This is a genomic window from Elizabethkingia sp. YR214 (assembly GCF_003058195.1).
Classification (GTDB): Bacteria; Bacteroidota; Bacteroidia; order Flavobacteriales; family Weeksellaceae; genus Elizabethkingia.
On record NZ_QBUH01000003.1, the window covers coordinates 419061 to 440503 of the forward strand.

General features: G+C 35.6%; 20 protein-coding genes. 9 read left to right on the forward strand and 11 right to left on the reverse strand.

Translation table 11 applies throughout. The annotated features are described in order from the left end of the window. Positions 1-93 precede the first annotated feature (93 nt). Positions 94-2607, forward strand: coding sequence for a M1 family aminopeptidase (locus C8J95_RS08065; protein ID WP_107807893.1), 2514 nt, complete (start codon positions 94-96; stop codon positions 2605-2607). 101 nt (positions 2608-2708) lie between these two features. Here the strand turns inward: C8J95_RS08065 and C8J95_RS08070 are convergent, their stop codons facing one another. Then, on the reverse strand, positions 2709-3590 hold the full coding sequence (locus C8J95_RS08070) for a chitinase (RefSeq protein ID WP_107807894.1): 882 nt from the start codon (positions 3588-3590) through the stop codon (positions 2709-2711). Between the two features lies 1 nt (position 3591). Then, positions 3592-4257 (reverse strand): DUF2461 domain-containing protein, encoded by a 666-nt coding sequence (locus tag C8J95_RS08075; protein WP_107807895.1) that lies wholly within the window; start codon positions 4255-4257, stop codon positions 3592-3594. Positions 4258-4439: 182 nt separating this feature from the next. Between C8J95_RS08075 and C8J95_RS08080 the strand changes: the two genes are divergently transcribed. From C8J95_RS08080 to C8J95_RS08090, 3 genes are all read left to right on the forward strand, one after another. After that, complete coding sequence (locus C8J95_RS08080; protein WP_059324251.1) at positions 4440-5543, forward strand: Mrp/NBP35 family ATP-binding protein; 1104 nt, start codon at positions 4440-4442, stop codon at positions 5541-5543. Positions 5544-5551: 8 nt separating this feature from the next. After that, a complete protein-coding gene (locus C8J95_RS08085; RefSeq protein ID WP_009087823.1) occupies positions 5552-5797 on the forward strand; it encodes a NifU family protein in 246 nt (81 codons plus the stop codon). Between the two features lie 115 nt (positions 5798-5912). Continuing rightward, on the forward strand, positions 5913-8147 hold the full coding sequence (locus tag C8J95_RS08090) for a TonB-dependent siderophore receptor (RefSeq protein WP_107807896.1): 2235 nt from the start codon (positions 5913-5915) through the stop codon (positions 8145-8147). 47 nt (positions 8148-8194) lie between these two features. On the opposite strand, the gene C8J95_RS08095 is transcribed toward C8J95_RS08090, so the two are convergent. Together C8J95_RS08095 and ppk1 are read right to left on the reverse strand one after the other, a co-directional pair. Beyond that, complete coding sequence (locus C8J95_RS08095) at positions 8195-9082, reverse strand: exopolyphosphatase (protein ID WP_107807897.1); 888 nt, start codon at positions 9080-9082, stop codon at positions 8195-8197. After that, on the reverse strand, positions 9063-11141 hold the full coding sequence (gene ppk1, locus C8J95_RS08100) for a polyphosphate kinase 1 (RefSeq protein ID WP_078778044.1): 2079 nt from the start codon (positions 11139-11141) through the stop codon (positions 9063-9065). The genes C8J95_RS08095 and ppk1 overlap by 20 nt, the downstream gene beginning before the upstream one ends. A 203-nt stretch (positions 11142-11344) precedes the next feature. Here ppk1 and dnaK point away from each other — a divergent pair, with 203 nt between their 5' ends. The 3 genes from dnaK (at position 11345) to C8J95_RS08115 (ending at position 14582) form a co-directional block, all read left to right on the forward strand. Continuing rightward, complete coding sequence (dnaK, locus tag C8J95_RS08105; RefSeq protein WP_034868725.1) at positions 11345-13231, forward strand: molecular chaperone DnaK; 1887 nt, start codon at positions 11345-11347, stop codon at positions 13229-13231. Positions 13232-13417: 186 nt separating this feature from the next. Next, the gene (locus C8J95_RS08110; protein ID WP_107807898.1) at positions 13418-13870 is read left to right on the forward strand and encodes a DUF1569 domain-containing protein; all 453 of its coding nucleotides are present in this window, start codon (positions 13418-13420) and stop codon (positions 13868-13870) included. A gap of 145 nt (positions 13871-14015) precedes the next feature. Further along, on the forward strand, positions 14016-14582 hold the full coding sequence (locus C8J95_RS08115) for a dihydrofolate reductase family protein (protein WP_249077604.1): 567 nt from the start codon (positions 14016-14018) through the stop codon (positions 14580-14582). Between the two features lie 50 nt (positions 14583-14632). On the opposite strand, the gene C8J95_RS08120 is transcribed toward C8J95_RS08115, so the two are convergent. From C8J95_RS08120 to C8J95_RS08125, 3 genes are all read right to left on the reverse strand, one after another. Further along, complete coding sequence (locus C8J95_RS08120) at positions 14633-15031, reverse strand: hypothetical protein (RefSeq protein ID WP_059154236.1); 399 nt, start codon at positions 15029-15031, stop codon at positions 14633-14635. Positions 15032-15081: 50 nt separating this feature from the next. Next, positions 15082-15213 (reverse strand): hypothetical protein, encoded by a 132-nt coding sequence (locus C8J95_RS18925; RefSeq protein ID WP_255412749.1) that lies wholly within the window; start codon positions 15211-15213, stop codon positions 15082-15084. Between the two features lie 66 nt (positions 15214-15279). Next, the gene (locus C8J95_RS08125; RefSeq protein ID WP_107807899.1) at positions 15280-15627 is read right to left on the reverse strand and encodes a hypothetical protein; all 348 of its coding nucleotides are present in this window, start codon (positions 15625-15627) and stop codon (positions 15280-15282) included. 249 nt (positions 15628-15876) lie between these two features. On the opposite strand from C8J95_RS08125, the gene C8J95_RS08130 reads away from it, so the two are divergent. After that, on the forward strand, positions 15877-16914 hold the full coding sequence (locus C8J95_RS08130; protein ID WP_107807900.1) for a nucleoid-associated protein: 1038 nt from the start codon (positions 15877-15879) through the stop codon (positions 16912-16914). 206 nt (positions 16915-17120) lie between these two features. Next, positions 17121-18047 carry a malate dehydrogenase gene (locus tag C8J95_RS08135; RefSeq protein ID WP_009087802.1) on the forward strand — a complete coding sequence of 309 codons (927 nt, stop codon included), beginning with the start codon at positions 17121-17123 and terminating at the stop codon, positions 18045-18047. Positions 18048-18134: 87 nt separating this feature from the next. Here C8J95_RS08135 and C8J95_RS08140 read toward each other — a convergent pair whose 3' ends face one another. The 4 genes from C8J95_RS08140 to C8J95_RS08155 form a co-directional block, all read right to left on the reverse strand. Further along, positions 18135-19184: an outer membrane beta-barrel protein gene (locus C8J95_RS08140; protein ID WP_107807901.1), complete on the reverse strand. Its 1050-nt coding sequence runs from the start codon at positions 19182-19184 to the stop codon at positions 18135-18137. Positions 19185-19211: 27 nt separating this feature from the next. Beyond that, complete coding sequence (locus C8J95_RS08145) at positions 19212-19820, reverse strand: hypothetical protein (RefSeq protein WP_107807902.1); 609 nt, start codon at positions 19818-19820, stop codon at positions 19212-19214. Continuing rightward, positions 19807-20364: an RNA polymerase sigma factor gene (locus C8J95_RS08150; protein WP_107807903.1), complete on the reverse strand. Its 558-nt coding sequence runs from the start codon at positions 20362-20364 to the stop codon at positions 19807-19809. The genes C8J95_RS08145 and C8J95_RS08150 overlap by 14 nt, the downstream gene beginning before the upstream one ends. A 473-nt stretch (positions 20365-20837) precedes the next feature. Then, positions 20838-21407 (reverse strand): YceI family protein, encoded by a 570-nt coding sequence (locus C8J95_RS08155; RefSeq protein WP_078778038.1) that lies wholly within the window; start codon positions 21405-21407, stop codon positions 20838-20840. Between the last annotated feature and the right edge of the window lie 36 nt (positions 21408-21443).

Genomic DNA, 21443 nt, shown 5'->3' on the forward strand with positions numbered 1-21443 from the left:
AAAAAGTGAGACTGGTTCTCACTTTTTTTGTAACTTTTCCCTTTGTTTAAAGACAAATTCGCTAAAGTATACCCTTTGTAAATTCAATGTAAAATGAAAAAGATCTTTATTGCAGCCCTGTTTTTAGGAACGCTTTTAAATGCTAATATGACATTTGGCCAGACAGAAACATCCGGAAGAGATGGTGTTTATAGAGCTGCCCATACAAAAATGACAGAGCTGAAACATACTAAACTAAAAGTAAATTTCGACTATCAGAAAGAGCAAATGAATGGTGAAGAATGGCTTACAGCCTCACCATATTTTTATGCTACAGACTCTTTGGTTCTGAATGCTAAAGCTATGCTTATTCATGAAGTGGCTTTGGATAAAGGTGGTAGTAAAACTCCTCTGAAATTTGATTATAAAAACGATATCCTGAAAATTAATCTGGATAAAACTTATAACAAAAATCAGGATTATACAGTATACATTAAATATACAGCCCGTCCTAGTGAAGTAAAGCAAAAAGGAAGTTCAGCAATTAGTGATGCCAAAGGTTTGTATTTTATCAACGCTCAGGGAAAAGAAGCGGATAAACCGACACAAATATGGACACAGGGAGAGACGGAATCTTCTTCCGCCTGGTTCCCAACGATAGATAAGACCAACCAGAAAACAACTCAGGAAATCTATATGACGGTTCCGGATAAGTATGTTACATTATCCAACGGAATTCTGAAAGAATCCAAAAAAGAAGGAAACAACCTGCGTACCGATCATTGGGTAATGGAGAAAAGACATTCACCTTATTTATTCTTTATGGGTGTCGGAGATTATGCGGTTGTAAAAGATAAGTGGAGAAATATTCCGGTAGACTATTATATCGAGAAAGAATATGAACCATATGCTAAGCAAATCTATGGTAATACTCCAGAGATGATTGAGTTTTATTCCAAATATCTTAATTACGATTATCCATGGGCTAAATATGCTCAGATATCCGGACGCGACTATGTAAGTGGTGCTATGGAAAATACGACGGCTACTTTGCACGGAGATGCTGTACAGCAAAAGCCGGGTCAATTAGCTGATGAAAATAGCTGGGAATCTACAATTGCTCACGAATTATTCCACCATTGGTTTGGGGATTTGGTAACCGCTGAAAGCTGGAGTAATCTTACTGTAAACGAATCTTTTGCCAACTATTCTGAATACCTGTGGTTCGAACATAAGTATGGTAAAGATTTGGCAGACTATCATCTGATGAAGGATGTGGGGAATTACCTGCATAATCCAAATGATTATTCTAAGGATCTTGTACGTTTTAATTATGCTGATAAAGAAGATGTTTTCGATTTGGTAACTTATCAGAAAGGTGGCGGTATTCTTCATATGCTTCGCAATTATCTTGGTGACGATGCTTTCAGACAAGGTCTTACGGATTATTTGAAAACAAATGAGTACGGAAATGGTGAAGCTCATCAATTGCGTCTTTCATTTGAAAAAGTGAGTGGAAAAGACCTTAACTGGTTCTTTAATCAGTGGTATTTCTCAAACGGTCATCCAAAATTATCTTATAACTACAACTATGAGCCTGTTAAAAAGCAGGTAACCGTTACAATCAATCAGTCACAATCACCTTTATTCCAATTCCCATTGGCTATAGATGTGTACGATAATGGTAAACCGGTACGTCAGAATGTATGGGTAGATGCCAAAGCAAATAATTCATTTACATTCCCTTCATCCAAAAGCCCTGATTTAGTAAATATAAATGCGGATGGTATTTTGTTATCTACAATTACAGAAACTAAAACACCAGAGCAATATTTGTTACAGTACCAGGGTTCTAAAGAATTCTATGGCCGTTATAAAGCTGTTCAGGAGGCTGCTAAAAGTGCAGATAAGAACGATGCTGCTCTGAAAACATTATTGGCAGCACTAAAAGATCCTTTCTTCAGAGTAAGAATGAAAGCCCTAAACGGATTAGACTTGTCTAAACCTAATCAGGCAAAATTAGCGCTGGCTGAAGTAGAGAAATTAGCTTCGAATGATCCTAAGACATTGGTACAGGGAGAAGCAATTGCTGCATTGGCTAAAACAAAGGATAAAAAATATCAGTCCTTATACGAAAAAGGAATTACTGTAGTTTCAAATGCTGTAAGTGGAAATTCATTAGCTGCATTGGCAACTGTAGCACCAGATAAAATTGCAGCTTATGCAGATAAAATTGACTTGAATAATGCGAGTGAAGGTTTAATCTCTACATTGTTGCCTATTATTGTTAAAAATAAAATAACAAAACAAATGCCTGCAATTGCAGAGACGGCAGCATTTTATCCTTTCATAAAAATGCAGGATCCTGAAGAAGGTAAAGCTGCAGAAGATGCTTATAACTGGATTATGGGATCGGATAATACAGAAGCAACAAAACGTCTTACAAAAGTTTTAGGTTTAGCGAAAAGCCAGGTAGGAGAAAATCCACAGGCAAAGATGATGATTGTGAATATGCTGAAAGCCGGGCTTAATACAAAAATGGGAGTATTGAAAGCGGATCCGAAAAATGCAGAACTGCATAAACAAATCGAAATGATTAATAATGCTATAGAGACTTACAGTAAATAATTGCTGATTGTTTATCATAAAAAGCTGCATCAAAATCTGATGCAGCTTTTTTTATTTCTTAATATCCAGGTATTATCCTTTACAAGATTTCTTATTCTTATTTATGTTCCAAAAGGTTTTTGATTGCTACAAGTGATATTGTCACCAGGCTTTACATCAAAATATTTACAGAAATATTGATAATATTCGTACCTGTATTGGGTTTTGGGTAATGTTTTTCCCTGTCCGCATTCGATGCCACCATTAATGATGTTAACAGTTGTTCCGAATCCGGAAACTCTTCCACTTTCAATATCTTTTTCTGTAGGTTTCCATTTGCCGGTCATTACATCGTGACAAGATGGTTTCGGAGCCTGGGCTGTCATCCAAAACCAGATTGCAGAAGCAAAAGACAGTACATTGTCTTGCGCTAAAAGTCCCGGATTTTTTAAGAGCACGTTTTTATCACCAAACCACGCTTCACTAAATTGTCCATAATTATAATTCCAGCTAAGCTGCTTAGGGCCACGACCATAATAGGCTTGCCCATCAGTTGGTGGATAAGCTGTTTTTGAGGTATCGGTATAATTGTTCCCGTTTCCTTTATTATTTTCCTCTATAAAATAAAGTCCCCATGCGAAATATCCGCCGGGAGCATCATTCCATCCGCCACTGGTTTCCTGTGCAATATTAGCCAGAAAAGCGGCTAGTTCTCTTTTTTGGTCTTCGGTAGAACCTTCGTTTAGAAAAGTAGGGAAATGTGTTGCGGCTTTTATAAAAGCCTGATAGGAATAGAAATCCTTATGCTTGCTATCTTTTCCCTGAATGTTATTTCTGTTAGGAAATAATTTATTCCATGTTTTGGCATCTATAAGCCGGGCAATACGCTGAGAAGAATTGTTATCCACAATATGTTGTAAGCTTTTACTTTGGGTTTTCTGGGCACAAGACTGTCCGGATAATAAAAAAACTAAAGATATGCTTGTAATAAATGAGAGTTTCATATTAATTGTATTCTGTACTTTCCTTTACAAACTGGTTGAAAGGCAAAGCGATTTTGAACAGTTTACCAATTTCCTGTACAAATTTTGGAGAAGTAATTTCGGTATCTTCAAAAGAGTGGATAAGGATCATTTCTTTGTGCTTAAGATATTCAGCCATGGGGTCGTCTTTTTCAAATCCCTGCGGAATTTTTTTTAGTTTTTCACCTTCGATTTTAAAACTTTTTTTGAATACCGGTTTTTCTATAATACTCAGAAATTCTTCTTTATTATAACTGATTTCTTTTCGGAATTTTTTCAAAACATCAGAATTGGGCTGGTAGAGTCCGGCAGCAATAAAAGATTTACCAGACTCAAAATGCATATAGTATCCCGCTTCACCAATTCCTTTGCTCTGCCCCATAAAAAATGAAGCCCCGAAATTTGTTTTATAGGGTGTTTTATCTTTTGAAAACCGGGTATCTCTGTAGATGCGGAAAACACATTTTTTTGGATCTAGTCTTTCCATTTCCGGCTCTGTTTTTGCCAGTTCAGAGATTACCTGCTCAACAAGACTTATAAAATATTCATGTGCTTGCTGATACTGTGGTTTGTTTTCTGTAAACCATTCGCGGTTATTATTCTGAGAAAGCTGCTTCAGGAAATTTAATATGTAAGCTGTGTTTTCCATATTTGAGTGATTGTTTATATCAAAATTAACTAAAAGTTAGTTGTAAATAGTCTTTGATCTGTACTAATTTTGTGTTAAATCCGATAGATAAAGATTATAAATATTAGCTATAGATGAAATGATCTCTATCATCTGAAATTCTGTAAATAAATGCGTAAATTTGTAATTTATTTAGAATAATTATGATTAAAAAGGAAGCTGTTCAGGATTTCTTAAAAGAAGTTGAGGTAGACGATCTTGTGAAGAATATCCAGATAATGGGTGACAGTGTTTTTATAGATATGGTAGCTCATTCTCCGGCAATGCATGAAAAGAAAAAACTGGAGGTTGCAATGAAGCAGGCTTTTACAAGCCATTTTGGAGAAAATATAGTTTTAAAACTGAAAATTGAATCTCCGGAAGCTAGTGAGGTACAACAAAATCAGATAAAAGGAAAACAAATTCCGGGAATTAAAAATATTATTGCTATTGCATCTGGTAAAGGTGGAGTAGGAAAATCTACTGTAGCTGCGAATATGGCAGTAACTTTAGCAAAAATGGGATTTTCGGTAGGTTTATTAGATGCTGATATCTATGGGCCATCTGTTCCAACGATGTTTGATACTGTAGGTGCAAAACCTGTTTCTGTTGAAGAAAATGGTAGAAACCTGATGAAGCCAATTGAGAGCTATGGTGTAAAACTTTTATCAATAGGATATTTCTCAGGAGCTAATCAGGCTGTAGTTTGGAGAGGTCCAATGGCTTCAAAAGCACTTAACCAAATGTTGCGCGATGCTGCATGGGGAGAGCTGGATTTCTTGTTATTAGACCTTCCTCCGGGAACTGGAGATATCCATCTTTCAATTATCCAGGAAGTGCCGGTAACAGGAGCTGTAATAGTAAGTACACCTCAGCATGTTGCACTTGCAGATGTTAGAAAAGGAATCGGAATGTTCCAAATGGACAGCATTAATATTCCGGTGCTTGGATTAATAGAAAATATGGCGTATTTTACACCCGAAGAATTACCAGAAAATAAATACTATATTTTCGGAAAAGAAGGTGCTAAAAACTTAGCCGAAGATCTTGGAATTCCGGTATTAGGAGAAATTCCGTTGATCCAGAGTATCCGTGAAGCTGGTGATGTAGGCCGTCCGGTAGCATTACAGGAAAATACCGGAATAGCTGATATTTATACCAAAACGGCTCAGAATATGATTGAGAGCCTTGTAGAAAGAAATGAAAATCTTCCGCCAACGGAAGCAGTAAAAATAACAACAATGGCGGGTTGCTCGCCCAAAAAATAAGTTGAAATATGAGTGAGACTAAACACATCGAGACGGTAACAAAAGTAATGGAAGCCTTAGAAGAAATTCGCCCGTTTTTAAATAAAGATGGTGGTGATATTGAATTGATTGATGTAAAGGAGAATACTGTAATAGTACGTCTGCTAGGTAATTGCTCATCATGTCATATCAATACTTCAACACTGAAACTGGGTGTAGAGAATACTATTAAACAACACGTTCCTGAAATTGTTGAAGTTATTAATATAGATTAATATATTATCAGAATAAATTTTTTTAAAACCTCCCAAACGGGAGGTTTTTTTCATGAGTCTTATCATGTTGCTAATTAGAATAATTAAAAATAACTTTGCAGCAAATTAACACTATATGAATAAATACATTACTACTTCATTTTTCGTTCTTGGCGGATTGATGGTTAATGCGCAGACTAAAAAGACAGATACGCTGTCTTCTAATAAGCAGAAGGAGATTGAGCAGGTGGAACTTTTCGGTGAAAGAAAGAAGCAGCCTGAAGGTCTGGAAGTAATTACAAGATTACCTCTAAAGACCAGAGATCAGATTCAGAGTATTTCAGTGATTTCATATAAAGCAATTGAAACTTTAGGAGGTTTATCTCTAATTGATGTTGCTAAAAATGTTCCGGGAGTTACTTTATTCTCAAGCTATGGTGGCGGAAGTGAAAGTATGTCTATTCGTGGATACAGAGGTGTACCAGTACTAAAGAATGGAGTTTTATTAGACTCTGACTTCCGTACTGCTGGTATGATGACTGATATGCAGGGTGTAGAAAGTATTCAGGTAATTAAAGGTTCTGCAGCTGTAACACAAGGTATCGGAGACGGACTTGGAGCAGCAGGTGGTGTTATTAATGTAGTGACAAAAAGACCTCAGTTTGTTAACAGAACCAACGTAGGTTTCCGCTATGGCAGCTGGGATTTCTACCGTCCTACTGTAGATTTCCAGAGAGTTTTAGACAACGAAGGTAAAGTCGCAATAAGATTTAACGGAGCATATCAGAATAATAACTCTTTCAGATCTCATGTAAAAGGTGAAAGAATATATGTAAACCCATCCATTACTTTCCGTCCGGATAAGATGACCAATATTACAGTGGAAATGGATTATATGAATGACAGAAGAACTCCGGACAGAGGTACTGTTAACCTTGCTAACGGAAGTACTGAAGCATTGTATACTATGCCAAAGGGTAAGTTCTTAGGTTTTGCTGAAGACCGTGCGAAAACTGAGACTTATAACTTTATGACAAGCGTTGACAGAAAGATTAATGATAAATTCAAGGTAAGAGCAGCTTTTATTAATTCTGTAAGCAATACTGATACTCAGGCAATGTCTATTGCACCAAACGGTACAAATAATTGGACTGAGAGAAAAAGATCTTATGGTAAAAGTATGGGAGAAGATGTGAATAAAGTTTTTCAGTTTGACTTCATCGGACAAGATGTACAGACTGGCTTTATTAAGCATACCTTCCAGGTAGGTTTTGACTGGAAAGAAACAACCGTAACATCTACTTATTTTGATGTTTTTAAAAATGCATCTGATTTAAAAGATAAAAAGGTAATAAATACGAATAATCCTATAGATGTTATTAACGTTTTAGGTGATATTCCAAATGCGCTTCCTTATAATTTAATTTATAACAAAACAGGAAGCGGAGTGGTAAAGACTCCTACAATGGGATTAATGGCTCAGGATGTGATGTCATTCGGTAAATATGTGAAGGCACATTTAGGAATCAGGTACAGCAGATTAAATGGTTCTACAAAGAATGATGTTGCTACATGGAATCCATCTTTCGGATTAATTCTTTCTCCATTGGAAAATGTTAATGTTTTCGGATCATATACAACAACAACTTCATTAAGGTCTGCTAACAATGTATTACAGGCAGGTGGAACGGTAGGTCCTTCTAAAACTACACAATGGGAAGCAGGAATTAAATCAGATTGGTTTAATGAGAAGTTAAGGTTCAACGTTACTTTATTTGATATTAAAACAGATAATTTAGCTTACCAAATCTTAAATGACAAGTATGAGCCTATAAGAGATGCTAATAATAATGCACTTAACGGTTTAGCTGGTAACTTGAGAAGAAAAGGGATTGAGGTAGAGTTAATTGGTAGAATCTTACCAAACTTACAAATTATGTCTGGTTGGGCTTATTTAGATGCTCAGTATGAAGATAGCCCTGCTTACGTAAATGGTTCTGCTCCGATGAACTCTCCAAAACATACTGCAAATGCATGGTTAAACTACAAGTTTAATCAGGGAATTTTAGATGGACTTGACGTAGGTGCTGGTATTTATTATGTAGGAAAAAGACCAGTTGATGAATGGACTCAGAAAACCTTTACTGCCGGACACGTAAATAGTGTGAAAGCGGGTGATAGACCATTCGATATGCCAGAATATACTACTGTAGATGCTCAGGTAGGTTATGCATTGAAAAATGGTGTAGGAGTAAGAGTATTCTTTAACAATATCTTCGATTCTGTGGGATACAGCTCTTATTTCAGAGGTGGGTATATAGATCAGATTCAGCCAAGAAACTTTGGAGTACAATTAAATTATAAGTTTTAATAACCCCAACAATATTGATATTTTACAAAAAAGAAGCGCTGATATTATCAGCGCTTCTTTTTTATCTTATTGTAAAGTGAGTGGATTAAACCATCTGCAACCGAAATCTTCGGTACATAGATCTGTTTAATTTCTCCCCACAGCATAATTTTGTTGAATATTTCCAGTGCCGGAACCATTACATCGGCACGGTCTTCCCGGACGTTATATTTAATCATCCTTTCCTGTACACTAAGTGGTGCGGCTTCTTTATAATAAGTCTTTAGTAGATTTGCAGACATCGGTTTGCCATCCTTGGTTTTGCTCATCGAAAATATTTTGTTGATATTTCCTCCGGAGCCAATAGCGATAATAGGTTTTTTGCCGAAAATTTCATTTTTTATCTCAGATCTCATCTCTTCCCAGCTTTCATCTTTTACAAGATTGTTCAGGATACGGATAGTTCCGATATTAAAAGATTTTTTATACTTAAGCTTTTTGTTTTCGTAATAGGTAAGCTCAGTACTACCACCACCAACATCGATATACAGATAACCAAAATTATGATCCATATTTTCAGCAACATGGTTTTCATAGATCAGTGTAGCTTCCTCGTCTCCGGAAATTATTTCGATATTAATATTGGCTTCTTTCTTTACCGTATCTATAATATGCTTGCCATTTTTGGCATCGCGCATGGCACTCGTAGCACAAGCTCTGTAGTGTTCTACATTGTAAATTTCCATCAGGTCATGAAATACTTTCATAGAGCGGATGACCATTTTTTCTCTTTCAGGGCCAATTTCTCCTATCTTAAAAACATCCATACCAAGCCTCAACGGAACCCTTAGGAGGTTTAGTTTTGTAAATTCTGCCTGGCCATTTTCATTTTCTACCACTTCATTAATCAGAAGTCTTGCTGCATTACTTCCGATATCAATTGCTGCTAGCCTCATTTTCTGCTTTATGTTTTAAATAGTTATAAATTTCTATTTGGGAGCGGAAAGGTTTTCTATCGTTTTCATAATACTGGTTTTTTAGATTTTTACCAATATCACGGGCTTTTACATTATCATGCAACTGTATGTTCAGAATTTCTTTAAGTTCTTTTTTCAGATCTTTATTGTTAATTCTTACCGCGGCTTCAATTCTGTAATCCAGGTTACGCGTCATCCAGTCAGCAGAAGAAATGTACATAAGTTCTTTTCCGCCGTGGTAAAAATACATAATTCTGGAATGTTCGAGGTACTCATCGACAATACTTATAGCATGAATTTTCTTTTTGAAGGTTTTCTGATTCACCGCACAGTATATTCCACGGACAATTAATTTAATTGTAACACCCGCTTCTGCAGCTTCATATAGCTTTTTAATAAGCTCTTTGTCGCTCAGTGAATTTACTTTAACAATGATTTCAGCTTTCCTTCCCGCAATAGCTTCTTCTATTTCTTTGTCGATATAAAAAACTATTTTATTACGCATATGTTGCGGACATACCATTAGTGTTTTACACTTCTCTAATGCAAGAACAGGATCTTGTTTAGGCTTCTTCAGTAAGCTGAAAACTCTATTGATATCCGCCATTATAGTGCTATTGCTGGTCATCAGCATATTGTCACCATATACTCTGGCAGTTTTCTCATTAAAGTTTCCGGTGCTTATAAAGCCATATTGTGTCATTTTGTTATGAACACGTTTTTTTATAATGCACAATTTGGCATGAACTTTCTTGTTCGGGATTCCTACCAATACTTTTACACCTTCATCTTCCAATCTTTCTTTCCAGAAGATATTAGCTTCCTCGTCGAAACGGGCACGTAATTCCAGCATCACGGTTACTTCTTTTCCGTTTCTTACCGCATTGATAAGCGCATTGGCAATTTTAGAATTGGATGCCAGACGATAAGCTGTAATATGAATTGTGGTAACATCGGGATCCATAGCAGCTTCCCGTAAAAGATCGATAACCGATACAAAGGAGTGATAAGGGAAGTTAAGCAAAACATCTTTCTTTAAAATAACATCTGTTACTCTGCTTTTATTATCAAAGTCAGGGTGAATGAAAGATGTCCTTTCTATAGGTTTTATATAATTTTTAAAGACATCCGGAAAATCCATAAAATGTTTGAAATTGTGGATTTTTTCCCCGGGAATAAGACTGTCTTTCTTCGTTAAGCTTAATTTTTTAGTTAAAAATTCCAGTAATTGCGGATCTATATTTTTATCGTAAACAAAACGAGTAGGTTTTCCTTTTCTTCTGTTTTTCAGCCCTTTTTCTATTTTTTCTACAAAGCTGGTTCTTACGTCGTTGTCCAAATCAAATTCTGCATCTTTGGTGACTTTGAAGCAATGAGCGCTGAATTCGTCATAACCAAAATAGGAGAAAATATATGGAAGGTTTTCTATAATAACATCTTCCAGCAGGATAACATTTGTTTCACCATTGGTGGAAGGAAGGATAGTGAATCTACCAATTGTACGTGAAGGAACCTCAATAATGGCAAAATGCTTTTGCTTTTTGTCATTTTTATTCCACATGGCAATACCTATGTATAAACTTTTGTCACGCAGGAAAGGCATAGGTTTCTTCTCTTCCAGCAGGATCGGGATAACATTAGATTCAACATCCTCATCAAAGTAATTTCGGACAAAAGCCCTTTGCTGGAAGTTAAGATCAGAATTAGTGCGGATAAAGACATTTTGTTCTGCCATTTCCTTCTGGATCTTTTCCCAGATAATATTAAAATCGTCCTGTTGCTGTATAACCAGTTTGTTAATCTTATCTAAAATCTTCTGAGGCTCCTCGAAAAAAGACTCTGCAGTGATTTTAGATTTCATTTCCATAGCCCGTTTTAGCCCGGCGACACGAACCCGGAAAAATTCGTCCAGGTTGTTAGAGAAAATTCCCAGAAATTTAATTCTTAAAGGTAAAGGAACCTGTGGATCTGCGGCTTCCTGTAGTACTCTGGCATTAAAGGATAACCATGATATGTCTCTGGCATTAAACTGTGGCATATGTAATATTTGTGCTTCAAAAGTAGTTAAAGATAAGCCTTTTTAATGTCACTTTAATGAAAATTAATATAAAAGTTTCTGTGTGTTTAGCGTTGTTTGAAGAAGCATTGTGCCAATTTGTCATAAAAATTCCATTGGTATAGATATTGAGAAATAGCAGTCAAATATCAATATTAAATTTCAAGAAATAAAAAATACTAATTATGAGCAAAATAATCGGAATTGACTTAGGAACAACCAACTCTTGTGTTGCCGTAATGGAGGGGAAAGACCCTGTTGTTATTCCTAATGCAGAAGGTAAAAGAACGACTCCTTCGATCGTAGCTTTCACCGAAGATGGTGAAAGAAAAGTAGGTGATCCTGCAAAAAGACAAGCTGTAACCAATCCGGTAAATACAGTTTATTCTATCAAAAGATTCATCGGAACTCATTTTAAAGATGATGGTTCTGAAATATCAAGAGTTCCTTATAAAGTAGTAAGCGGACCAAACGATACTGTAAAAGTAAAAATTGACGACAGAGAATATACGCCACAGGAGATTTCAGCAATGATCCTTCAGAAAATGAAGAAAACAGCTGAAGATTACCTTGGCCAGGAAGTAACAAGAGCTGTAATAACTGTTCCTGCTTACTTTAACGATGCACAAAGACAGGCTACTAAAGAAGCTGGAGAAATCGCAGGTCTTAAAGTGGAAAGAATTATCAACGAGCCTACAGCTGCTGCTTTAGCTTATGGATTAGATAAGAGTCACAAAGATCAGAAGATTGCTGTATATGACCTTGGTGGTGGTACTTTCGATATCTCTATCCTTGACTTAGGTGATGGTGTATTCGAAGTATTATCTACAAATGGTGATACTCACCTTGGTGGTGATGACTTCGATGATGTAATCATCAACTGGATGGCAGACGAATTCAAAGCTGAAGAAGGTGTGGATCTTAAAGCTGATGCAATCGCTCTTCAACGTCTAAAAGAAGCTGCTGAAAAAGCTAAAATCGAGTTATCTTCTTCTTCTCAGACAGAGATTAACTTACCATATATTACTGCAACGGCTACAGGTCCTAAGCACTTAGTTAAAACTTTAACTAGAGCGAAGTTCGAGCAATTATCTGCTGACCTTGTAAGACGTTCTATGGAGCCTTGTAAAAAAGCTCTTCAGGATGCAGGACTTTCAACTTCTGAGATCGACGAAGTAATTTTAGTAGGTGGTTCTACACGTATTCCTATTATTCAGGAAGAAGTAGAAAAATTCTTTGGTAAAAAACCTTCTAAAGGCGTTAACCCGGATGAAGTAGTAGCTGTTGGTGCTGCAATTCAGGGTGGTGTATTAACGGGTGACGTAAAAGATGTATTACTTCTTGATGTAACTCCACTTTCTTTAGGTATCGAAACTATGGGTTCTGTATTCACTAAATTAATTGAAGCGAATACAACTATCCCAACTAAGAAATCTGAAGTATTCTCTACTGCATCTGACAATCAGCCGGCAGTAACTATCAGAGTGGGACAGGGGGAAAGACCAATGTTCAACGATAACAAAGAAATCGGTAGATTCGAATTAACAGATATCCCATCTGCACCAAGAGGAGTTCCTCAGATCGAAGTAACTTTCGATATCGATGCTAATGGTATCCTAAGTGTATCTGCTAAAGATAAAGGAACTGGTAAAGAGCAGTCTATCAAAATCCAGGCATCTTCAGGTCTTTCTGATGACGAAATCGAAAGAATGAAGAAAGAGGCTCAGGAAAATGCTTCTGCAGATGCTAAGAAAAAAGAAGAAGTTGAAGTATTCAACAAAGCTGATGGATTGATTTTCCAGACTGAAAAGCAATTGAAAGAGTTTGGTGATAAGCTTTCTGCTGACAAAAAATCTGCAATTGAAGCTGCAGCAGCTGAACTTAAAACTGCTTTTGATGCTAAAGACACTGAAGCTGTTAAAGCTAAAACTGAAGCTTTAGACGCAGCATGGATGGCAGCATCTGAAGAAATGTATGCACAACAACAAGCTAACCCGCAAGCTGGTGCTCAGCAAAATGCAGGTGGTGGTGCAGAAGATGTACAGGACGCTGACTTCGAAGAAGTGAAATAATTATTGAGTAGTCAATAATAAACAATAAAGAACCGCTGTAAATGGAATGTTTACAGCGGTTTTTGTTTTTATGTGGATTGTAGAGAACAAATATTAATATTGATTAATCTATAGTTTTTGTTTTAAAGATAAAGCTTAAGATTGGAATGTAAAGAGTACTTTTGAAAGATTTGTTACAGGTTATATATGATTAAAAATCTTTTGAAAGAAGAGGCTTCAGATTCTATTATTGCCAGAGTTAAAAATTTATCTGCAACTCACCAGCCCCAATGGGGAGAGATGACTGTTAGTGAAATGCTCCTTCATTGTAATTCCTGCAACAGACAAATTCTGGAAGAGAGCAGAGGAAATAAAAGAACAACTATAAAACAATATCTACTGAGGATCCTTGCGCTTTACATCGCACCTAATTTTAAAAAGAATATTAAAGGTGAGCTCAGACATATTACAAAGGGAAAAGCTAATATTTCTGATTTTGAAGAACAGAGAAATAAATTTATCCTATTAATTGGTGAATTTCCGGCTTCCGATCATCCTCTTACTCTTTCTCATCCTGCTTTTGGAAATATTTCAACAAATGAGTGGGGAATAGCAGCCTATAAACATATGGATCATCATTTAAGGCAATTTGGAGTGTAGCTATATTTGTAAAGAAGCAGAATAAAAGTTATCAACAATAGCAACTATCAAAAGGTATAAGTTAGAAATTTCATGAATAAATATTATTAAAATAATCATTTATATTTTTGATTATGAGTAACTTCATGTTCTAAATTATAATGTCATGCGAAAATTAAAACTGCAAATGCACATTTCTCTGGATGGCTATGCTGCAGGGCTTAATGGTGAAACAGACTGGATATTTTTATCGGGTAAACAGGATCCGGCTGCATTTCAATTTATTGTAGATCTTGCAGAGACTAGTGATACGCTCTTACTTGGCCGCAAAATGACCCCGGGATTTATTCAGCATTGGGAAAATGTATTCGATAACCAGGCTGATAGTCCGGCATATGCAATGGCTAAACCTATAGTTAATATGAGGAAAATAGTTTTTAGTCGTGGAGAAAACTCTGTTGCGGGACGTAATATTGAATTGGAAAATGGCGATTTGGAAACAGTTGTGAAAACGCTCAAAAATCAGCCGGGAAAAGATATTCTGGTGTATGGAGGCTGCAACTTTGTAAGTTCACTTATCAGCCTGGACCTTATTGATGAATATTACATGATTATCAATCCTATTGCACTTGGCAGTGGATTGCCTATTTTTAAAAATCAAAAAACATTGGAATTACAAAGTTCAACAGCTTTCAGTCATGGGAAGGTGATTAATAAGTATATTCCGGTATAATCTATAGCCTTTACAAAAATACCCCGGAGCTTCTCCGGGGTATTTTTATATTATTTTTTCTGAATGATAATTTCATCTTTTCGGATCTGTTCCAGATATATTTCCTGAAATCTTACCGGCATGTATTCGTACAGCTTGTCCCAGTGCTGATCTTCCGATATTCTTTTCATGCTTTCAAATGATCTCACAAAAAGACTTTCAATAATATATTTTATATAATTATTTCCGTTTCTGTAAAGCCATTCCATAGATTTTATATGGTAGGAAATCATATTGATTTTGGCTTCCTGTAAAAGAATTTTCAGGTGATTGATAACTGCCTGCATAATACCTGCAAAATTATTTTGAGCAGATAACTGAGTAATTTCGTTCCGAATGGAAGGGTAAGATATTTTTAAATATTCTGTAGCTATTTTCTTATTGATCGTTTGCATTTTGTCGTTCATCATAATCTTTAAGTTTTTAAAGCAATTTAAGTGTCGCGAAAATTATGCCATCATTAAATATAGGCAGCAAAGGCAAAAATGCCTACAATTGCAGCAACATGTACTGCCAGAATTTCAATATTGTGTCTGGTGTTAGAAGATTTCCATTCTTCTATGTCAAATTTTCTTCTTGTCTTTCTTTTCATAATTCTAGATGTTAGTGATAGTAGTTAAACGCCGATGTCAATCATAATATTTGTTAAAGAATAAAATTACATTCCCGGTTTGTAAATCTGCCGGAAGTATATCTTTTGCAAATCCGGAGAAATATTGCAAAAAATTACCCTTCTGTATTCTTTGTTACAGGAAGCTGTTAAATAATCCAGAGAATAAATAAAAATATTTTCTACAGCATTTTTTAGTGCGATATCTCCTTTTTTGTAAATATGATCCATCTTCTCCAGGCTCCTGAATAAAAGTCGATTTTCATTTTTACGAATCATCTCCCTTATTCTGTCTGTGAATATCTGAATAATACCAGAAGTGTTCTGATCGGAGAGTTCATTTTTTATTTCCGGAATAATGGCTGTGATTTCCTGTGTTGCTTCTAAATGATTCATTTTTTTTGAATTTTGAACGAGATATGCCAAATAATGTTCCTTTAGAATTGGTTTTATTGCAATTGGCTGCAAATCTGTTTATTAAACTTATTTTGGTTGGTTTTTAATAGATTAAATCCCTCTCAGTCTGATAGGTTTTTATCAAAACGAGAGCGCAAATAAATTAAATTTTGCTGCTAATTTTTACTAACAATTAGGTTTAATGAAAGTTGAGAATGAATATCTTTGCATCTCTCAAAAAATAAAAATATGAACGAAGATAATATCCGCAGACTGGAACATATTTCTGTACATTATGTACGCAATAAAATGAATGGTGAAGGGATGGTTCTGTCAGAAAGTGAACTGGAACTGGAACCTGACATGACAATTTTGCTGAAAGACTTTTTTCTTACGCCATTTAAGTCGGATGTATATTACCAATTTTACGATGAAGATGCACTTGAGAATAATGCGGTATTTTCAATAGCTGGTAAAATCTTCGAAAAACCGGAGTTTTGCCATGAGGAATCCAAAAACCTGGCAGAACATCTTCATAATAAAACCCTGCATAGTAATATTAAAGATGGTGAGTTTTATGTAACTTATTTCAGAGACTATGTTGTAGAAGGTAAAATTGTAGATGCTATTGGTCTGTTTAAAACAGAAAATAAAGAAACTTTCCTAAAAGTACTTCCCGAAGATGAAGGTTTCCAGATTCAGAAAGATCAGGGGATTAATCTGAGAAAACTGGATAAAGGCTGTCTTATTTTCAATACCGAGCAAGAAGATGGCTATATGGTTTCTGTAATCGATACGACCAAGGCCGGAGTAGAAGCCCGTTATTGGGTAGACGATTTTTTACAGCTTCAGCAGCGTAAAGATGAGTATTTCAATACCGAGCATACATTGTCTATGTACAAAAGCTATGTTACAGAACAATTACCACAGGAATATGAGGTAAGCAGAGTAGATCAGGCCGATTATCTGAATAAATCAATCAACTTCTTTAAAGATAAAGAAGAATTCGAGATTGAAGAATTTAAAAAGCAGGTTTTGGTGCACCCGGAAGTTATTGAAAGTTTCGACGAATATAAAAAGCAGTTCGAAGAAGAAAGAGATATTAAACTGGAAGATAGCTTTACAATTGCTACAGGTGCTGTAAAAAAGCAGCAAAGACACTTTAAAAGTGTTATAAAGCTTGATAAGAATTTCCATATCTATGTTCATGGCGATCGTCAGAAGCTGGAAACGGGGGAGGATGATAAAGGAAAATATTACCGTCTGTATTTCGAAGAGGAACAATAATCGGGAGATACCTGTTTTTGTGTTTAGAAAAAGTTATCCACATTCATTTCTCTGTTGTGGATTATCAAATAATAAAAATGACCGGATATTTTTCGGTCATTTTTTATGTCCTTTCCGAAAGTGTTTTTGTGAGTAAATCAGGTCCGAATTCTTTTTGTTCATCAGATAATTTATTATATTTGGTAGAATCATTAAAATACAAAAATATGAAAGTAACCGTAGTTGGAGCAGGAGCTGTTGGAGCAAGCTGTGCAGAATATATAGCCATGAAAAATTTTGCTGCCGAAGTTGTTTTGGTAGACATCAAAGAGGGATTTGCAGAAGGGAAAGCTATGGACCTTATGCAGACAGCTTCCTTAAATGGTTTTGATACCAAGATTACAGGAACAACAAACGATTATACAAAAACAGCAGGTTCTAAAGTAGCTGTTATCACTTCAGGAATTCCAAGAAAGCCGGGAATGACCCGTGAAGAGCTTATTGGGATCAATGCAGGTATTGTAAAAGAAGTTGCACAAAATATATTAAAACATTCACCAGAAGCTATTATCATTGTAGTAAGTAATCCTATGGATACAATGGCATATCTGGTACATAAAGTAACCGGTCTGCCAAAAAACAGAATTATTGGTATGGGGGGAGCGCTGGACAGCGCCCGTTTTAAATACAGATTGGCAGAAGCTTTGGAATGCCCGATTTCGGATGTAGACGGAATGGTTATCGCTGCACATAGCGATACAGGAATGCTTCCTTTAACGCGTATGGCTACAAGAAACGGAGTTCCGGTAACAGCATTTCTGAATGAAGAAAAGATTCAGTATGTAACTGAAGAAACAAAAGTTGGGGGTGCTACCCTGACTAAATTGTTAGGAACTTCTGCATGGTATGCTCCGGGAGCAGCGGTATCGGTAATGGTACAATCAATCTTGAATGATCAGAAAAAGATGATCCCATGCTCTGTTCTTTTAGAAGGAGAATATGGACAGCAGGATATCTGCCTGGGCGTTCCGTGTATTATTGGTAAAGACGGAATCGAAAGTATTGTAGCTTTGGATCTGAATGATGCTGAGAAAGAAAAATTCCAGACTGCCGCCGCTGCAGTAAGAGATGTAAACGGCGATCTGAAACTGTAACACAGTATATTATAAATGAAAAAAGCAACCCGGAAGGGTTGCTTTTTTGTTAGTTGAAATAATATAAGTTAATATGAATGTTGGTATCTATATGTCAAATAGAATGCCAAACTGAATCATTTTATCGTTCTTGAAAGTCTGATCCTTGAAGTAGTTGCTAAAGTCCTTTTTAATAAAGAAATTGAACTTGTTATAGGAAATATAAAATTGTGCACCGTATACAAAAGGATTCACATTGAACTCCTCGCGGTGGCGGTATTTTACATCATCACCTTTTACAATATTATTGGTAGACATCTGGATGCCGCCATATAGTCCTGCACCTACCTTGAATCCTTTGAAGTAGCTGCGGTATCTTACATCCTCACCTGCATTTTTAAGCGGAGAAAAATTATATTGTAAACCAATCGGAACCATAATGTATCCGGTTCTTAATTTACTTTTTTGAAGATCCCGGTTACTTTGTGCTATAATAATATTATTGTTGGCATCTTTTGCAAAGAATTTATCATTTTCAAGACGCAATGTCCTCCATGAAAATCCTAATCCTGATATAAGCCCCCACGGGCTGGTCATGCTAAATTGTCTGTTGTATTTTATACCAAATTCAAAATTGTTGGAAAAGGTTTTATTATTATCGAGATCGTTATTAGGAAGATTGTTAGTAAGTCCCATTACACCAAAAGAAGCATACAAAGTCAGGCTTCGCTCGGCACGGAACTTATACATAAGTTTCTGATGGAGATCCTTTACGCTTGTAGCATCAGTATTCAGTAAAGAATATTTTACCTGCTTCTGAATGATCTCGTCTACATTAAAGCCTAAATCATTGATGCGTTTATCAATCTTCTCGGAATACGAATCGGCAATTTTGGCTTTCTGTTCAGCAATTTCCTGATTGGATAAGCCATTTTTTTCAGCTTCCAGTGTCACCTTTTTTATCTCATTCTCCATTTTCACTTTTTCTTCCTGGATAATGGTATTGATCTGTCGGGCGTATTGCTCTATATTTTCCTTTACAATAGGGCTTACCGAAGTATCTTCTTTAGAAGGTAAATTCAGCTTAAAAGTTTTTTGTGCGAAATAAGAATTGGAAAAAAGGCACAATACTCCTGCTATAATAATTTTCTTTATCATAATTTTTCTTTTTTATAAAATGTGGGCTTATCTGTGGATTTCGACAGATGCTACATTCGATCCGTCTTTTGTCTTTTCTATAGCTTCTCTGTTTTCCACAGAGAACAAAAGAATTTTAGGATCTACATATTTTTTCTTTTTTGCTGTCTGTTCCTTGGTATCATCAGTCTTTACAAGCTGATTTTGAGGTGCAGGAATGTCTGTATCAATTTTTTCAGTACGTGTAATAAGAGTTTTAGGCAGGGGCTCCTGTTTTGGTGTTTTCTGAATTTTAGCCGGAGGTATTTGCTGCTGAGCCAGATTTTTTACAGGACTTTCTGTTCTAAGTACGGAGTCTGTTTTTATACTGGTTTCAGGTATACTTATTTCTTTAGGCTCTGAACTATCTACAGGTTGAGTCTGCTTTGCAATAATTGGAGTGCTGTTTTGTTTATCATTTTTGAAAATGAGAATGCCTGCAATACTGCATAACAAGATAACAGAAGCCGCAGCCAACCATATAACAGTATTGTTTTTGCGCTTTTTGGGAGCTTCTTCCAGATCTAACCGGATATCAGCCCAAAGATTTCTGGATGGAGTTATTTCTCTTTCCTCCAGCTGATTCTTTATATAGTTGTCCAGTTTATCGGATTTCATTTCTAATTAATTTTTGTTGTATAAATATTTCTTTCAGTTTTGCTTTCGCACGGAAAAGCTGTGTTTTGCTCGTCGATACAGATATGTTTAGCATTTCTGCGATCTCCTGATGTGGATAACTTTCCAGAACATAGAGATTAAAAACAAGCCTGTAATTTTCAGGTAACTGATCTAATAGTTCCTGTACATTGAAATCCTCGTAGATATTAACTTCTTCATGATCTTCTGCTGCATCGGCTATCTGGTTTTCGTCCAGATAAAAAATTGTTTTTTGTGATTTTAAAAAGCTTAGACATTCATTTACGACAATACGTCGTGCCCAGGCGTTTATGCTGCCATCGTTCCGGAAGCTTTCAATATTTTTAAAAATCTTGTAAAAAGCTTTTATCAGACAATCTTCGGCATGGTATATATCCCTTATATAGGTACGGCTTACACTCAGCAGCTTTGACGACTGCTCTTCGTAAAACCTTCGTTGCGCTACCGGATCGTGCTTTTTTAGCAGCGTTACGAGGTTATCTTTATGTTTAGATAATATTCTCACGGAAATGTTTTCTGTTAACAAGACTACAAAAAAACGAAAAGGTTACACTCTTCGATTATTTTTTTTGAAAAAATATGAAAAAGTTATTAATCAGCATTTTAAAGTGAGATAAAAAGGGGATGGTGATATTTTGTTTTATTATTTATAAAATAAGATCATAAATAATAAGAATTTTATTTTTCCCGGTGAAGCCGGAAGCTAAATAAAAATGGATAAAAAAATAAAAAAGCAACACTGCCGAAGCAAGTTGCTTTTTTACTAGTTAAAAAAATCTGTTAATATGAAGTATTTTATAATTCGCAAATAAGATGCCAAAAAATAAAAAATTAACAATTTTTAAGTAAGATTTATTTCATGTTATGAAAGCTTAACAAAATCAAAAATTTGTAAGGCTTTGTTTAACAAAATGTTTGGATAGATATTCAACAAAAAAGCCCCGGAATTTCCGGGGCATTATGAACAAAAATTTATTTTTATTGCTTTACTTCAAAGTCAGCTTTTATTCTTACAATGTCACTTAACATTGCATCCGGGAATTTTCCGCCGATTCCAAAGTCAGATCTTTTCACATCTCCATATACTTGTAGGCCTTTTGTTACTTTGCCAGTCTTTTTGTCTGTAAGTTCACCACGGTATACCATCGTCATGGTTACAGGCTTTGTTACACCATGCATAGTAAGGTTTCCTTTAAGAGTATAAGTATTAGTCTTATCTGCTTTTAGAGAAGTACTATTAAAGGTAATTTTGTCAAACTGAGCTGCATCGAAAAAGTCAGGACTTTTTAAATGATTATCGCGAGCATCAACATTGGTGTCAATAGAATTAACATCTACGCTGAAATTTACTTTGGCATCGCTAAAGTCTTTAGCTTGTGATGCAACAGCCAAGTCGAAATTTTTGAATATTCCGGATACATCTGAAATTCCCATGTGTACTACAGTAAATGCCACATGTGAATGTGCAGGATCAGCTTTCCATGCAGTTTGAGCAAAAATGAATGTACTAGCTATAAAAAAACTAAGAATTGAAAATAACTTTTTCATATTTATTGGTTTAAATTGATGTCTGCGAAGTTACAT

Bases quoted from the DNA above. Each gene is read 5' to 3' on its own strand.
- C8J95_RS08070 (WP_107807894.1), bottom strand. From the start codon at position 3,590: ATGAAACTCTCATTTATTACAAGCATATCTTTAGTTTTTTTATTATCC.
- C8J95_RS08075 (WP_107807895.1), bottom strand. From the start codon at position 4,257: ATGGAAAACACAGCTTACATATTAAATTTCCTGAAGCAGCTTTCTCAG.
- C8J95_RS08090 (WP_107807896.1), top strand. From the start codon at position 5,913: ATGAATAAATACATTACTACTTCATTTTTCGTTCTTGGCGGATTGATG.
- C8J95_RS08145 (WP_107807902.1), bottom strand. From the start codon at position 19,820: ATGAAATCCGATAAACTGGACAACTATATAAAGAATCAGCTGGAGGAA.
- C8J95_RS08065 (WP_107807893.1), top strand. From the start codon at position 94: ATGAAAAAGATCTTTATTGCAGCCCTGTTTTTAGGAACGCTTTTAAAT.
- C8J95_RS08140 (WP_107807901.1), bottom strand. From the start codon at position 19,184: ATGATAAAGAAAATTATTATAGCAGGAGTATTGTGCCTTTTTTCCAAT.
- C8J95_RS08110 (WP_107807898.1), top strand. From the start codon at position 13,418: ATGATTAAAAATCTTTTGAAAGAAGAGGCTTCAGATTCTATTATTGCC.
- C8J95_RS08120 (WP_059154236.1), bottom strand. From the start codon at position 15,031: ATGATGAACGACAAAATGCAAACGATCAATAAGAAAATAGCTACAGAA.
- C8J95_RS18925 (WP_255412749.1), bottom strand. From the start codon at position 15,213: ATGAAAAGAAAGACAAGAAGAAAATTTGACATAGAAGAATGGAAATCT.
- C8J95_RS08125 (WP_107807899.1), bottom strand. From the start codon at position 15,627: ATGAATCATTTAGAAGCAACACAGGAAATCACAGCCATTATTCCGGAA.
- C8J95_RS08095 (WP_107807897.1), bottom strand. From the start codon at position 9,082: ATGAGGCTAGCAGCAATTGATATCGGAAGTAATGCAGCAAGACTTCTG.
- ppk1 (WP_078778044.1), bottom strand. From the start codon at position 11,141: ATGCCACAGTTTAATGCCAGAGACATATCATGGTTATCCTTTAATGCC.
- C8J95_RS08085 (WP_009087823.1), top strand. From the start codon at position 5,552: ATGAGTGAGACTAAACACATCGAGACGGTAACAAAAGTAATGGAAGCC.
- C8J95_RS08080 (WP_059324251.1), top strand. From the start codon at position 4,440: ATGATTAAAAAGGAAGCTGTTCAGGATTTCTTAAAAGAAGTTGAGGTA.
- C8J95_RS08115 (WP_249077604.1), top strand. From the start codon at position 14,016: ATGCGAAAATTAAAACTGCAAATGCACATTTCTCTGGATGGCTATGCT.
- dnaK (WP_034868725.1), top strand. From the start codon at position 11,345: ATGAGCAAAATAATCGGAATTGACTTAGGAACAACCAACTCTTGTGTT.
- C8J95_RS08155 (WP_078778038.1), bottom strand. From the start codon at position 21,407: ATGAAAAAGTTATTTTCAATTCTTAGTTTTTTTATAGCTAGTACATTC.
- C8J95_RS08130 (WP_107807900.1), top strand. From the start codon at position 15,877: ATGAACGAAGATAATATCCGCAGACTGGAACATATTTCTGTACATTAT.
- C8J95_RS08135 (WP_009087802.1), top strand. From the start codon at position 17,121: ATGAAAGTAACCGTAGTTGGAGCAGGAGCTGTTGGAGCAAGCTGTGCA.